Source organism: Ruegeria sp. YTSC002, from assembly GCF_059609845.1.
Genome location: NZ_JBXWML010000008.1, coordinates 117,391 through 129,996, shown reverse-complemented (window position 1 = coordinate 129,996; position 12,606 = coordinate 117,391). Strand labels below are relative to the sequence as shown.

Below are 12,606 nucleotides of genomic sequence, written 5' to 3'. Positions count from 1 at the left end.
TGCGGCGAAGGCGTCGGAAGAGCCCGAAGCGGGCCTGTCAGAATGCGTCAAGGCATCAACAAATGAATGTAGGTTGGACTATCCGAAGAGGATCTAAGAACAACATAAAGATTGCCGAATTCGCTTTGGTCGATCGTGACGTCTTCAAGCACGCCCATGTATTCCAGAATTTGTGGAATGGTTTCAGCATGGGTGACAATTAGAACTGTCTCTTTTTCATGGTCGAATTCCAATGAATCGACCAACCCTGCGACATCGCCTTTTGGCAAGGCATTGATTTCAAGGCCAAGGGCGTTGGCAATTATGCCGCCGGTTTCTTGAGTTCGCAGCGCATCCGACGTGATGATGGCATCAAGGCCAACATTCCTAAGCATCTCAGCCCAATCTGCTGCGCGCTGTCTGCCCTCCGGGGTGAGGACAGGGTCAGTTCCAGACAGCTCTTTTTCACCATGTCGGATCAGATAAACTGCTTCCTGAGCTGCGGCAGAAAAACCAGTCGCCAAATTCAGAATCAGAACGGCACAAAGAAAACGCACAAAATTGCACTCCCGACTTGTGAACAGGGTGCCATCTTTTCAGGAAGAAACTGGCAAATCAAGTTGGCGGCAGCTCTATCCCAACCTGCGGATGTTGATCCACCTTAGCAGCCACAAAACATGGCGGTACATTCAGCTGACCTTTGTGAGCCAAGTTTTCAATCGGCAGCCCGCCCATCGTCTCTCAGAACTTTGAACAAGGCCATAACATGTTCATCGCCGTAGCCGGCTTTGACTGCTTTCTCAAAAAGACCTCCAACGTGGCTTGGAAACCCAGCATCCATGCCAGCGTCAATGGCTTGCTGCTTCAACAGTTCCAAAGATGCCTGCCAAACGGACAACGTGGCCGTTCTTTGATCGTAAGTTCCATCTCGGATTGTTCCGACATGATGCTGAATGCGTGCACTATCAGGAAACATCGAAATGAACTTTTGCAGTTCAACCCCCTCTGCCTCGCAAATGTTGGAAGCGTGCAGCATTCCCATGAATTCACCGAAACGGGTCGACAACCACGCCAAGTCAAGCACGGATACCGCTGCGATGTCGTCGCCGAGATACTCTATCTTCCCGCCTTGATGGCCTAGGAGGCCTTCAACCGGGTTGTAGATAGAAGAGGGGCCCGAGATCAGGATATTACCGTCCTTCGTTCCCAAATCCTGGGGGCCACAGTGAATGGCTCCGTACAGAAAGTCAGCGTTTCTTTCAGCCAACCATTCTTGGTCTTCTCTTACCTGCTTTGGCAGGCTGGTGCTGAGTTGAATTATTGTTCGACCATCGAGTATCGGCTCGACCTGACTGTGCCCCAAAAGTGTAAGAACCGAATTGGGATCCTCTACACAGATTATTGAAACCGGACTCGCAGCAATTGCCTCTGAAATCGTTTGAGCGATGACGACATTCTTCGGTTCCAACGCCTCTGCCTTTTTGATTGTGCGGTTCCAAACCGTTATAGGAACGCCTCCTTTTTGGTAGGCTTTGGCGATAGCCATTCCCATCAGCCCAAGTCCAAGGATAGAAACTTCACTCATTGCTTGTACTCCAGGTAAGGGCGTGCCGAATGCATTGACCCTATGCACAAACCGCAAGTCTGCCAATGGCGGCAGTGTCCCGCTCCGTGCCAGTTCAAGCCCGACCAGGCGAACGGCCTCTGTAATCGGAGATCAGTCATTCACACCCGGCGCGGCGAACATGCGGCCTGAGCCCATCTTGCAGTTTTCCGCGCTGCAGCGTCAGATGTTCATGCATTTAATGAACGCAGAGTGGGCAACAAACATTGCGTCGAAGATTTTTTCTTATAACGGGCTGTTCGGGTGGCGGGAAATCAACTCTTTTGAGAGCATTGGGTGAACGTGCATTTTCAACGGTTCAAGAGCCTGGCCGTCGCATTGTCGCTGAGGAACTGGCGGGAAGCGGCAAGGCTCTGCCGTGGGTGGATATGAAGGCGTTCGCGCTCCGGGCAATCGCGGTAGCCAAGTCCGACTTAGAAGCGGTGAAGTCTATTGATAATACAGTGTTCTTTGATCGCGGCCTAATCGACGCGGCTGTTGCCCTTGCTTACTCCGGCGGCCCAACGATACAGGAAACACACGGTCCAACGCTTGTTTACGAAGAGCGGGTCTTTGTTGTCCCACCATGGCAGGAACTCTTCGCTGAAGACGCTGAACGAAGACACAGTTTCGAAGCGGCAGTTGAAGAACACCATCGAATAGAGCACGCGTTGGATGCTCTCGGCTACATGCGAACTGAGTTACCTCAGGTGTCAGTTCAAGAACGGGTAGAAATCATTCTGAAAGCATGCGGAGCACCCTAACACAGAGGTCCGCAAAGTCCCGCACAGCAGACGTTCAAGCAAGTTGTAGCGAACGACCGCATTGAGAGAAGTAGCGGCCGCAATTCGAATTCAAACTCCTAACTTGGTGGCTTCCAATTGGCTTGTCTCATTGCGTCGCCGAGGTCTTCCCCGTATTTCGGATCCGCAAATAGCTTCTCAAACAGCGCATCCACGCGACTGTCAGGCCACTCGCGTGACAGTTGTTCAGATAGAGTCTGAGCTTCAGCCTTATTCCCCAACATCTGATGTGACGCCATTAGGTAAGCAACGGTTACAGGTCCGACAGGGCCGCCTTTTTCCGTTACTCGTTCAAAGGCTGACACGGCGCCTTCATAGTCCTTCAGATGGAACTTTGCTGACCCCATCGCATTCTGAAACACATAACCCCGCTCTAGCTCGGTATTTGAGAGTGCGTCCTCGCCAATTGCTACGACTTGTTCAAATAAACCGGAATAGAGCAGGACCAGCGACACAAACTCCAACACATGTACGTCGTGCGGCGCCAAACGCTGTGCTCTTTGTGCAAATTCTATGGCCTCAGGCCAGTTTCCCTTGGCAAACTTGACCCAGGCCATTGCGGCCTGGCTCCAACCCGTTTCCGGGGCCAACTCGATGGCCCTGTTGGCCTGAGCGTCGGCGTAGTTCAACATGTCCTGAGCCAGGTCGGCGTCGGATGTTAGCACAGCAATAGTGGTAGCGACCTGTGCAGCTCCTGCATGGCCGCCGAAATAGCTGTCGTCGTTTTCAATGGCCCCCTTGAATATGGTTAGATGCCTTTGATGCGGAGACCAAAGACTTGCTGCTGGGTATCCTCAAGGCTTACGAGACCGATGGTGAAAGCGAGTTGGCCACGAAGAAGTTGGGTCAGTTTCTGGTGGCGCGGTACGGAAGCATTGGTGAGGGCAAAGAGAAACTCGGAGGCCTAGCAGCTGTCTCTCAGGCATTCCGCGATATGCAACGCGGGCTATACTCAGACTGACTCTGTAGCACCCACTGTATTTCTCAGCAAAAATCTCTGCGCCTTTTACGGGTCGTGGCCTTAGTCTGCTCCCCCTCCCGGGGTGACCACCTAGCCAATTCTAAGGTAAACACAGAGGGGGTGCTGAGAGACCTTTAGAGACTCGCACAGCGGCCTACCGGCAGTCGATGTGGGTACGCCCCCGGCACCACTAGTATTCATTATCTGTATGATTTTTATAAAAAATCCATATAGAAGGTTGATTTTGTCCACCTAAGTATCCACCCATTCGGCCACGGGTGCGCACAATTCCTCGTTCGGTTCAACAGTCGATCCCCTGCTGAGGGGGGCTTACGGCAGATGGCTACAGTGAAGCCCACAAACACACCAGTCTAGCTGACGCTGCCGTCGAAGCGCGGACCACCACAGGAAAAATTCTACGTCAGGAGCGGAAATTCGTCTCCTCAATTGCCGCTCAGTGACAATCAACACTAACGAAGAAAGAGGCCATTCGATCAAGATCTCGCACCGCAAGGTTTGGTTCAGCGAATTACGTGAACCGAGCACTTGGCGTGATGCACGACTCTGTTCGCAGTGGAACCTAGAAATATGTCCTCAAAACCAGGCTTGTGCGAGGCCAAGACGATGCAATCCGCGTCGCTCTCATTTGCGAAGTCGACAATAGCCCTGCCCGCATGCCCAGAGATAAGCCGAGTTTCCGCGCCTGGAATTTCAGAAGCTGTTTGATGCAGGTTTTCCAGGATTTCATGCCGCGTATTGGCAAGTACTTCGCTGGGAATCTGAGACCCTACATACGCCGGAATTGGCTCTTGGACGTGTATCACAGTGAATACAGCGTCCGCATCAGCCAGTTGGCGCGCGGCTTCAAACGACGCTTGTGTGTCGTATTCTTGGTCCAGAGCAACCGGGATCAGGATGTTCTTGTACATTTGACCTCCTATCTACTTCTCTGATGATTTCAATCTGGTTTAGTCGGCAGCAGGAAATCTAAACCGGCTCAGACTTTGAAGATTTCCCTGCGCTCTTTGTAGCGGCTGCAACATCATCAACTGTTTGCTCAACAGCTTCAGCCTCGGTTTCAGCGACATATGCTGCACAACGGGCCACGGTTTCGAACCATTCCTGCGCGTCAGCAACCAACCGCTCCGTCGAGTGGCGCTGCCATTCCGCCATACTCTGAAGGGCTTTAGAAGGATCGGACGGGTTCGCGGAAGACACATTGCGTGCAGCTTTTAGAGCCGTCCGGACCGCCTCATGACGCCGTTCGAACCAATGCTGTGCAAAGGCTTCGGTTTCTTCGAGCAATTTCTCTTGCGCGTCCCAAAATTGTTCGATCTGGGCACCGAAGGCCGGATTGCCAGAAATGGGCGGCTGCATTTGCTTGAAAACATCCAAAAGTGAGGTCGGGCTATTTGTGTTGGATTTCTTTGTCGGCATCGAAAATTCCTCCGCATTTTCTGAATGAGCTCTTTTGCCACCTGCGGCGCGCTTTCGCCTTAATACAGATCAATATCCCTTATTTTTAGGACCTTCGGCTAAAGATGCGACGGGACAGTCGCAATCTCTCCGACATCGGTTCCTAGCAGGCCGGGTTGGAGTTAGAGTAGTCTAGACAAGAACTTAACGCTTGGTTTTCTATGCACATTGCCGGCTTTCTGATTACCCTTGGTGTCCTTTTCCTTGCCGGATTGGCGGCCGATCAACTTGGCCGGGCCACGCATCTTCCTCGTGTTACAACCTTACTGTTCCTCGGCCTGATTGCCGGGAACGCAGGATTCGGGGTGATCCCGGTCGACGTTGCCAAGTGGTTCGATGAGATCTCCATTGTTGCCTTGACGATGGTCGCGTTTCTTCTTGGAGGATCTTTGACCCGCAAAAACCTGGTTCGGCATGGCCGAGCCATTCTGACGATTTCGATTTCAATCGTGGTTGCAACCCTTGTTATTGTGTCGGTTGGACTGACCTCAATTGGCGTACCGTTCGGGTTGGCGTTGGTGCTGGCGGCAATTGGCACGGCTACAGCTCCGGCCGCCATTGCAGACGTGATCAAACAATCTGGGGTGTCCAACAGCTTTACCGAAACATTAAAGGGCGTAGTCGCAATTGATGACGCTTGGGGTCTGATCGTTTTCAGCATCGCCTTGGTTCTGGCCGGTCATTCGGATGGTTGGGCCACCGTCACGACCACAGCGATGTGGGATTTCGGAGGGGCGATACTATTGGGTACCGCACTGGGCGTGCCATCCGCTTACCTGACAGGCCGCTTGAAACCCGGAGAACCCATGCAGGCAGAAGCAGTGGGCATAGTCTTTCTGACAGCGGGCCTCGCGCTTTGGCTGGAGGTTTCATTCTTGGTAGCAGGCATGGTTGCGGGCGCGGTTATCGGAAATCTTGCGCGCCATCACGACCGTGCTTTTCATGAGATCGAGCACATTCAGTGGCCGTTCATGATTCTGTTCTTTCTGCTGGCTGGCGCCACGTTGGACATTGAAGCCTTCGGCTTGATGGGCTGGGCTGGTGCACTTTTTCTGTTTTTGCGCGCCGTGGCCCGCCTGGTCGGAGGTTACTGCGGAGCAAGACTTGGCGGCCTGCCTCGCCGTGAGACCCGCTGGTACGGTCCCGCTTTGTTGCCACAGGCCGGTGTTGCGGTCGGAATGGCCCTTGTAGCTGGAGAGCAATTTCCGCATTGGGCCGCGTCGATCATGGCCATTACTCTGGCCAGTACTGTGGCCTTCGAGGTGCTGGGGCCGCCGTTGACTCTCATGTCGATCAGACGCACGGCGGATACCGACTAGCGGATTGGTCAGCGCCTATTCAGACTGGATCGATTCAAGAAAAGCGAGCAAATTCGCCAACGGCAGGCCAACCAACATAGGTTGCCCATTGGGCAAAGCCACCGCGATTTGCTGGTCTGTCTCGAACACCGCGCCAAAGATTGGCATTTCGCCCCCATGAGCGAGCAATTGTGAACGACCATCAATCTGTTCAGCTATGCGAACTATCGGAAACACACCGTCGTTTTCGCCCGCCAATTTGGTAAGGTCGGGTGTTCGAATAGCCAACATTTCGGCCATTGGCCCGTCTCCGGTCGCTTCGAAACCGTGACATTGCCAGCAATACGTCCGGTACAAATCACTTCCCTCACTGAGGCGGACCTCCTGCGCTAGTGCAGGCCCCGTGACTAACAGTGCCAGTAAAATCCCTCGATAAACCTGCATATTCTCCTCCTGTCCGTCGTCAGGGATTTTGGGACAGATGGCCGGCTGAGCTAAGAGAGGATCTGGCGCATCTGTTTGGTTTGATTATGCGGCGGATTTGCGGTGAAGCAAGCGCTGGGTTTCGATTGTCTTCCGTTTGATCCTTTCTCGTTGTTTCAGAATGGTGTGGCCGCGCTCGAAGTAGACATCGGCCGGGGTGAGGTTTTGCAGGCTCTCATGATTGCGCCGGTGGTTGTAGTGATCGACGAAAGCATCGATCTGCTGCCTGAGATCACCGGGCAGGTAGTAGTTTTCCAGCAAGATACGGTTCTCTCGACATGCCGACGTGCGGGAATGAGTTATTGTGGGCCAATGGTACTCGCGGAAATGGCACGACTTGAGCGCGATCGCGATGTCCAGCTGAAGTTATTGCAGGAAGGTGAGCATTTGTTAGAGCTTGGCTCGATGAGCCAGAAACCCTCTCTTATCAAATCGACTTAAACTGTCCCATTGGCGCTGACGTCAGACAGCTCCTATAGTTGACCGGGTGGACCTACGAGTTCCGTTCCCCCAGGCGATGGATGCGCAGGCGCTTCCACAACATACGCACCCAACCACTCAGGCACTGTCGCGCTCTGATCCTGCAAACTGGGCTTGGAACAACATTCCTGCTGCTGTTTCAGCTTACAGTTCAGGTCCAAAGCGGACCTTCCAGTCACATTGTACAACTACTATGCAAACCAGTTTCGAACAGAAAGCAAACCCTCACAAGGCCTTCGGGCGCCGCAGTGCAGCTAATGGCGGCTTCGTCCCGCACAGCGGCCGCCCGATCCAGGAAATTGCTGCGCTCAAGCGCCAACGGCCGCTCTGGGGAAGCTGCACTGCGGCGTCGGACCTAGATCCCAAGGTCTCCTATGGGCCGACTTCATCGAGAGGTAGCGGTACAAGGGTTTATATGCTGAACAGGCTCCGATGGCCTCAAGGAGCCCAAAGCGCCGAATGCGGCATCCAGCACCAACGTCGGCGATCGCGGAAAGCTGACTTTGCAAATTTTCAAGAAAGGCGCAAAGAAATAGCTTTCACCATTCGACGAGCATGTCGCGTTATGGCCGGGCAAACGCTTGGTGGTGCCGAAAACACAGCTTATGAAGTTGTCCCGAGAATTTTCTTCTTCGAAATCAGTGAGCTTCTAATAGAACCGTCGCCCGCGTGGGGCGCATTGAAGGGTTCGTTCGGCCGATTGTCACCAAGTGACATCAAAACCTTCCCGGATACAGATTCATCATGTTCTGCACATCCAGTTCACTCGAAAACGCATCGGGATTACTCCAGATCACGTCATTAATATAGTCGCGTTCCGTGTGAAGATCGTTGGCTGTAAGCCGCGGTGTCCGGGTTTCGGGGAAGGCTCTTTTGGTCCAACCGAACAGTCCACCAAATACGGTCCAGATGCTGGGTGACATTGTATGGGAAGCCATCTCGTGGTCCTTTCCGAGTTACTTGTGCTGTCGCAACAACAGTAACTGTTCACCCGATCTTCTGGTATCCGGCACAAAATTGTGCTGTTCTACAAAAATGAAGAACGAGTTCCGAAATTGGTCGGATATTCGTGTGTTCCTCTCTGTCTTCAGAGAAGGGTCGACGCTTGCGGCCTCTAGAAAGCTAAAGGTCTCCCAACCAACGGTCGCCCGACGCATGGATGTTCTCGAAAGAGAAACAGGCTTGACGCTTTTTGAGCGCGGTACGCACGGGTTCAAACCGACCCCAGAAGCCCATCGCCTCGTTCCCCTCGCAGAAGCAATTGAGGCTTCGGTCCTCAAATTTGTCGATTGCGCGAAAGAACTGACGTCGACACAACCCATCCGTATCACCGCTTATTCGGCAAACTTCTCTGCACGCATGATTGAAATCGTAAACGAGTTTTCCGCCGACAATCAGGATGTCGCATTCGAGTTTTTATCCAGCGTTCGGGCACTGAACCTGATGGCTGGGGAGGCCGACATTGCTTTGCGCCTTGCAAGAACCGATCCTGATCCTAACCTGATTTGCCGGAAGATCAGCACGGCCCGCTGGTCTTTGTTCGGAAGCAGAAATTACGCGGACAAATTTGGCTTACCGGGGTCAATCGATGATCTGGCCGGGCATCAGTTTGTTACCTTTCAGCGGGACGATGTACCGAATGTATTCCACGAATGGCTGACCGATCACGTGGCACCGGACCAGATTGTCATGTCTTTCACTGAACTGGAGCTCATGCATGCGGCGATCAGATCAGGGCAAGGCCTTGGAATCAGCAACGTCAAGCTGGTTGAAACAGACATGTCTTTTATCCAATGTTTCGACGAAATCCCCGAACTCGCGGTGCCGCACCTAATGCTCATTTCGCCGGAAGCCTATCGTCGGCCAGAGGTTAGAGCCTTCGTTAAGTTCTTCGCACCTCGCTATGCGGCAATTTACAGGTAATGGTTAAGTGAAATGAACAGAGGGTACGCGGACATTCCCACTCAACCACTGCATTTCCCGAGATCGCAACGGGGCAGACATTTTCCCAAGACTAAACCCGATACCAGTTTTCTACGTATCGGGCGGCTTCCTCGACTGAAAAAGCAGCCTCTACCTCTGCGACAGCACACTGTACTTCGTCCGGGCTTGCACTGAGTTCTAAGATGTTCGCATCAAGGTCATGGGCTGAACCGGCATCGGAATAAATCGTATCGACCCCAATCCCGATGGAATTTCGGTGTTGCAGCAGGTGCTCAAAAAACCGGACATAGATCGTCTCCTCGTACGGAGAATGGATGTCCACCTCAGAGATCAAACCCAATTCCGCAGCCTTTGCGCATGTCAGGCGCCAGGCCAGTTCCATTGTCGATGGAGGCGCATCTCTGGCCTCATCAGGATGTTTTGGGTTCGCAAATGTAGACCGTCGGATGGCTTCGAGATTGGCACGCAAGCTTTTTGTGGGAACAGGATAGATGAATGTTGTTTCCTCGGATGCTATGGCTGGTTCAACCTGATCCGGCTGCGCCTGGATGAACTCAGAATATCTGTTTCCAATGATGGGGACTTCACCGACAATCATGTCTGTGGGGTCGGTTTTCTCTGCTAGCCATCGCGCCAGGGCTCTCCGGCCCCACAGTCCGGCGGCCCTTCGGATCAACGGATGAGTTCCATCCGAAACATCTGGATACCTCGCGAGTATGTCTTCGGTCTGAAACGCCGCGAGCCCCGTATCCCAACGCATGATATGCACGCGACGTCTCAAGGCGACCGAAATGGATATCTGCTGACGCAACAGGAATGACTTTCCGGATGCTGGTAGTCCGGTAAAGAAAACCATGCGGCAACGACGAGCAGCGTCGGCCAAGTGTCTTCCAATCTCAGTTTCCGCAAAACTGTCGATAGAAATTGCGAATCTCCTAATTTGGTGTCGGCCACAGGCCGAAACGGCAATTGGGCTTTGCTGCCTAAAAATCGTTTCCAGTACGCGACCTTTAAAGCCAACCAGGCAATATCAGGTGCAATGCGGGTGACACGCGCACCAATGCTGCCTGATCAGTCGGTTGCGAAGCAATAAAATAGACCCGCCCCGCCAGAACGTGGCAGGTGTTCCTCCCCGCAACCGCGCGAGCCGTGCGATGAGTTCCAGGACAACATGTTTCGGGCATCGTTGAGACCTACACGGTCATGGTGCCCAACAATCGCAGACCCGTCCTCACTATTCGAAGTCCAGTTGCTGCATGTCGTGTCACCACCTGCCGTCGAGAAGTGTCCAGCGGAATCGGAGCCGGTCAGAATGTCATGTTTGTTCGGCTGACTGCCGCGCCCGTTGACAGGGTTGCCGTTTTCGTCGAGCGCGGTCTGTAGATTGATATTCACACCGTCACTGTGTAGGTCATCAACATTGTTGGCGATAAGCTCTCCATTGGCATTATACCAAGGACCCGACCCGATCCGGTCGCGCGCAGAAATGCCAGTGGTGATTGTCATCGGGTCAGTACTGCGATCAATGGACATTGAGGTGCTCAGATAGGCCGCAAAAGATTTGGAAGAACCGGCCGCAGAAGCAAGCGCATTGCAATGAGCATCGGCACCTTCGAGGCCGCCTAGATTGGCACCGTCGCCCTTGCCCACACTAGTGATGAAAAACGACATCTCGTCGCCTGCCGATTGCGCCTGCGCGGCCGTTGCGAAACAGCAGACTACGAGTGCAACTACCCCATGAGCAGTTGTTCTATTGGTGAACTTCGACATGTGTGTCTCCCTTCGTGCTGTGTAATCACAGATGCTAACCGTACGCTCTGATTGGGTCCATGGAATAGCGCTCTCGAGTTTGGGAACGAGGCAATGAAGCACGCGATACATGTGCTGATGGAATAACGGTTGGCTCAGAGGCGTAGCCGACTTTCGTCCCTACAGCGGTAGGCGACAGTGTCTGGGCATGCATTGTTCCTCGCAGATGACGGGTTTTCCGACCTTTTCAAAGCGATACCCGATTGCTTGGAAGCAAATGCGACCGCCGCGGCGGTCATTCAGCTCGATGGTCCAGGCAAACTCGGAATAATCCATTCCGTGGACCCGCACTGGCTCTCTGGACCGGGTAATCCGGTCGATTGGCAGCGGTGTTATGGACGATTTCGGAAACGAAAAGGAAACGGACAGATCAGAAACACCCTCGAAACACAGATTGACGTGGCAAAGGGAAAAACTGAAGTGCCCGTTTCCTCGCCTGATCCACTCCTCAATGTGATCGATATCGAGTTTTAGTTCACTCACCCAATCACCGTTGTCTGGGTCAGGCGAAATCAATTTTAGGGCATAAATGGAATTGTCATGGAATTCATGACTGATGTCCTGAAAGAGCCTGTGTCTTTTTTCCATCGCAATCACTCGAATTCGAATTGTTGCTGATACACTCGATTTCCGGGTTTCAGCCAGTTTAATATGTCACCATGCCAAAGGTAACGACAACAACGGAAGCTCTTGCAACCCAGATCATGGCTGTATTTGACGGCCTTGGTCCACCTGCTGATGATGAACTTCTCCACCCCGAATGTATGGATGACGTGGATATTCTTGAATTCTACGGTAGGGTCAAATGGCATGAGATGACCGATCAAATGATCGTACACGGCTACGCTGCCCCCACTGCCTTCAGCGCCAAGGCATTTCAGTATTATTTGCCTGCGTATCTGCTTTGGGCTCTGCGAAATTCGGACAGCCCGGAATATGCCAGTGAAAGCATCCTACTTGCACTCGACCCCGGCACATCGAATGAAATGATGCATGAGTTCAGGAAGTCCAAGTTCAACCAATTGACGCCTGCACAGAACGAGGCCGTGGTGAGGTTTCTGTACTATTTCAGCGACCATCCCGAACTTGGTGAGTTTGCGGAAGCCGCTTTGGTCAATTACTGGATTGAACAAGGCGTTTGGTCACCGGGTCGATGATTATTACGTATTTGATGTGGCTCTTCGCAGCGCTTTTTGTCGTAACCGGTTTGCCGTTGGCATTGACTGAGGATGAGCAATGGCAACGACTATGGGGGGGATACAGTGCGCTGTCACTTGGCTTTTTTGCTATATCGATGGCAGCGGATGGTTTGCTTAGAGGCCAGATAAGAATTCATTTTTCGATTATCCGCCGCTCCAGCCAGCCGCGTTTGTTCTTCAGCGCTATTGCATTGGTGTTCGCAGCCGGCGCCGGAGTCGTCATTGCTGCTATCTGGGCAATTTTCTTTAAGGATTATTGAGATTTACCCAACACGACGCGACTTCAGCGCCAATGGGCTAAATTAGGCTGAACGAATACGATCGTCTTGAATTCGTTGGTTTGTCAATTTTCTATGCATTCGAAATAGTCGAGCGCCAGTATGATCCATTCTTTTGAATGGGAAGTGTTGCGTGCCAAATCATTGAGTACAGAAAGCAGTCGCTCGTATCAGTAGGCGCAAGCGACCATTTGGCGGGACGTAGCTGCCGTTTGCTCTTGCTGCCTTAACGTCCGCTTCCCGTTCAGGAAGGTTTGCTGACAGAGGAACTAAATCGACCCGTCGAGAAGAAA

General features: G+C 52.8%; 15 protein-coding genes and 2 pseudogenes. 6 read left to right on the top strand and 11 right to left on the bottom strand.

Translation table 11 applies throughout. From position 1 onward, the window contains the following. Positions 1 to 47: 47 nt before the first annotated feature. Positions 48 to 536, bottom strand: a complete 489-nt coding sequence (locus AC2FFD_RS15795) for a phosphoglycerate mutase family protein (protein ID WP_480588790.1) — start codon at positions 534 to 536, stop codon at positions 48 to 50. A 158-nt stretch (positions 537 to 694) separates the two neighbouring features. Next, complete coding sequence (locus tag AC2FFD_RS15790; protein ID WP_496753387.1) at positions 695 to 1,564, bottom strand: NAD(P)-dependent oxidoreductase; 870 nt, start codon at positions 1,562 to 1,564, stop codon at positions 695 to 697. 245 nt (positions 1,565 to 1,809) lie between these two features. On the opposite strand from AC2FFD_RS15790, the gene AC2FFD_RS15785 reads away from it, so the two are divergent. Beyond that, complete coding sequence (locus AC2FFD_RS15785) at positions 1,810 to 2,346, top strand: AAA family ATPase (RefSeq protein ID WP_496873524.1); 537 nt, start codon at positions 1,810 to 1,812, stop codon at positions 2,344 to 2,346. Positions 2,347 to 2,444: 98 nt separating this feature from the next. Here the strand turns inward: AC2FFD_RS15785 and AC2FFD_RS15780 are convergent, their stop codons facing one another. Beyond that, on the bottom strand, positions 2,445 to 3,017 hold the full coding sequence (locus tag AC2FFD_RS15780) for a tetratricopeptide repeat protein (RefSeq protein ID WP_496873523.1): 573 nt from the start codon (positions 3,015 to 3,017) through the stop codon (positions 2,445 to 2,447). A 134-nt stretch (positions 3,018 to 3,151) separates the two neighbouring features. On the opposite strand from AC2FFD_RS15780, the pseudogene AC2FFD_RS15775 reads away from it, so the two are divergent. Next, positions 3,152 to 3,346: pseudogene (locus AC2FFD_RS15775) on the top strand (hypothetical protein); the annotation flags it as partial. A 521-nt stretch (positions 3,347 to 3,867) separates the two neighbouring features. Here AC2FFD_RS15775 and AC2FFD_RS15770 read toward each other — a convergent pair. Together AC2FFD_RS15770 and AC2FFD_RS15765 are read right to left on the bottom strand one after the other, a co-directional pair. Beyond that, positions 3,868 to 4,275, bottom strand: coding sequence for a universal stress protein (locus AC2FFD_RS15770; RefSeq protein ID WP_496873522.1), 408 nt, complete (start codon positions 4,273 to 4,275; stop codon positions 3,868 to 3,870). 58 nt (positions 4,276 to 4,333) lie between these two features. Further along, positions 4,334 to 4,783, bottom strand: a complete 450-nt coding sequence (locus AC2FFD_RS15765) for a phasin family protein (RefSeq protein ID WP_480490442.1) — start codon at positions 4,781 to 4,783, stop codon at positions 4,334 to 4,336. Between the two features lie 200 nt (positions 4,784 to 4,983). On the opposite strand from AC2FFD_RS15765, the gene AC2FFD_RS15760 reads away from it, so the two are divergent. Then, the gene (locus AC2FFD_RS15760) at positions 4,984 to 6,141 is read left to right on the top strand and encodes a cation:proton antiporter (protein ID WP_496873521.1); all 1,158 of its coding nucleotides are present in this window, start codon (positions 4,984 to 4,986) and stop codon (positions 6,139 to 6,141) included. A 15-nt stretch (positions 6,142 to 6,156) separates the two neighbouring features. Here AC2FFD_RS15760 and AC2FFD_RS15755 read toward each other — a convergent pair whose 3' ends face one another. The 3 genes and pseudogenes from AC2FFD_RS15755 to AC2FFD_RS15745 form a co-directional block, all read right to left on the bottom strand. Then, entirely contained in the window at positions 6,157 to 6,564 is a 408-nt protein-coding gene (locus AC2FFD_RS15755) for a c-type cytochrome (protein WP_496873520.1), read from the bottom strand. An 84-nt stretch (positions 6,565 to 6,648) separates the two neighbouring features. Continuing rightward, positions 6,649 to 6,876, bottom strand: a pseudogene (locus AC2FFD_RS15750) (integrase core domain-containing protein); the annotation flags it as partial. Between the two features lie 923 nt (positions 6,877 to 7,799). After that, complete coding sequence (locus tag AC2FFD_RS15745; protein WP_496873519.1) at positions 7,800 to 8,021, bottom strand: hypothetical protein; 222 nt, start codon at positions 8,019 to 8,021, stop codon at positions 7,800 to 7,802. Positions 8,022 to 8,118: 97 nt separating this feature from the next. Here AC2FFD_RS15745 and AC2FFD_RS15740 point away from each other — a divergent pair, with 97 nt between their 5' ends. Next, positions 8,119 to 9,006 (top strand): LysR family transcriptional regulator, encoded by an 888-nt coding sequence (locus AC2FFD_RS15740; protein WP_496873518.1) that lies wholly within the window; start codon positions 8,119 to 8,121, stop codon positions 9,004 to 9,006. Positions 9,007 to 9,097: 91 nt separating this feature from the next. Here the strand turns inward: AC2FFD_RS15740 and AC2FFD_RS15735 are convergent, their stop codons facing one another. The 3 genes from AC2FFD_RS15735 to AC2FFD_RS15725 form a co-directional block, all read right to left on the bottom strand. Then, positions 9,098 to 9,910 (bottom strand): DEAD/DEAH box helicase family protein, encoded by an 813-nt coding sequence (locus AC2FFD_RS15735; protein WP_496873517.1) that lies wholly within the window; start codon positions 9,908 to 9,910, stop codon positions 9,098 to 9,100. A gap of 188 nt (positions 9,911 to 10,098) precedes the next feature. Then, on the bottom strand, positions 10,099 to 10,797 hold the full coding sequence (locus AC2FFD_RS15730) for a hypothetical protein (protein WP_496873516.1): 699 nt from the start codon (positions 10,795 to 10,797) through the stop codon (positions 10,099 to 10,101). A gap of 159 nt (positions 10,798 to 10,956) precedes the next feature. Further along, entirely contained in the window at positions 10,957 to 11,424 is a 468-nt protein-coding gene (locus tag AC2FFD_RS15725; protein WP_496873515.1) for a hypothetical protein, read from the bottom strand. 116 nt (positions 11,425 to 11,540) lie between these two features. Here AC2FFD_RS15725 and AC2FFD_RS15720 point away from each other — a divergent pair, with 116 nt between their 5' ends. Together AC2FFD_RS15720 and AC2FFD_RS15715 are read left to right on the top strand one after the other, a co-directional pair. Beyond that, complete coding sequence (locus AC2FFD_RS15720; protein WP_496873514.1) at positions 11,541 to 11,993, top strand: DUF6714 family protein; 453 nt, start codon at positions 11,541 to 11,543, stop codon at positions 11,991 to 11,993. Then, complete coding sequence (locus AC2FFD_RS15715; RefSeq protein WP_496873513.1) at positions 11,990 to 12,295, top strand: hypothetical protein; 306 nt, start codon at positions 11,990 to 11,992, stop codon at positions 12,293 to 12,295. The genes AC2FFD_RS15720 and AC2FFD_RS15715 overlap by 4 nt, the downstream gene beginning before the upstream one ends. Positions 12,296 to 12,606 lie beyond the last annotated feature (311 nt).

Coding starts and splice junctions, on each gene's coding strand:
- AC2FFD_RS15740 (WP_496873518.1), top strand. CDS start 8,119: ATGAAGAACGAGTTCCGAAATTGGTCGGATATTCGTGTGTTCCTCTCT.
- AC2FFD_RS15760 (WP_496873521.1), top strand. CDS start 4,984: ATGCACATTGCCGGCTTTCTGATTACCCTTGGTGTCCTTTTCCTTGCC.
- AC2FFD_RS15755 (WP_496873520.1), bottom strand. CDS start 6,564: ATGCAGGTTTATCGAGGGATTTTACTGGCACTGTTAGTCACGGGGCCT.
- AC2FFD_RS15730 (WP_496873516.1), bottom strand. CDS start 10,797: ATGTCGAAGTTCACCAATAGAACAACTGCTCATGGGGTAGTTGCACTC.
- AC2FFD_RS15715 (WP_496873513.1), top strand. CDS start 11,990: ATGATTATTACGTATTTGATGTGGCTCTTCGCAGCGCTTTTTGTCGTA.
- AC2FFD_RS15725 (WP_496873515.1), bottom strand. CDS start 11,424: ATGGAAAAAAGACACAGGCTCTTTCAGGACATCAGTCATGAATTCCAT.
- AC2FFD_RS15765 (WP_480490442.1), bottom strand. CDS start 4,783: ATGCCGACAAAGAAATCCAACACAAATAGCCCGACCTCACTTTTGGAT.
- AC2FFD_RS15790 (WP_496753387.1), bottom strand. CDS start 1,564: ATGAGTGAAGTTTCTATCCTTGGACTTGGGCTGATGGGAATGGCTATC.
- AC2FFD_RS15745 (WP_496873519.1), bottom strand. CDS start 8,021: ATGGCTTCCCATACAATGTCACCCAGCATCTGGACCGTATTTGGTGGA.
- AC2FFD_RS15780 (WP_496873523.1), bottom strand. CDS start 3,017: ATGTTGAACTACGCCGACGCTCAGGCCAACAGGGCCATCGAGTTGGCC.
- AC2FFD_RS15720 (WP_496873514.1), top strand. CDS start 11,541: ATGGCTGTATTTGACGGCCTTGGTCCACCTGCTGATGATGAACTTCTC.
- AC2FFD_RS15770 (WP_496873522.1), bottom strand. CDS start 4,275: ATGTACAAGAACATCCTGATCCCGGTTGCTCTGGACCAAGAATACGAC.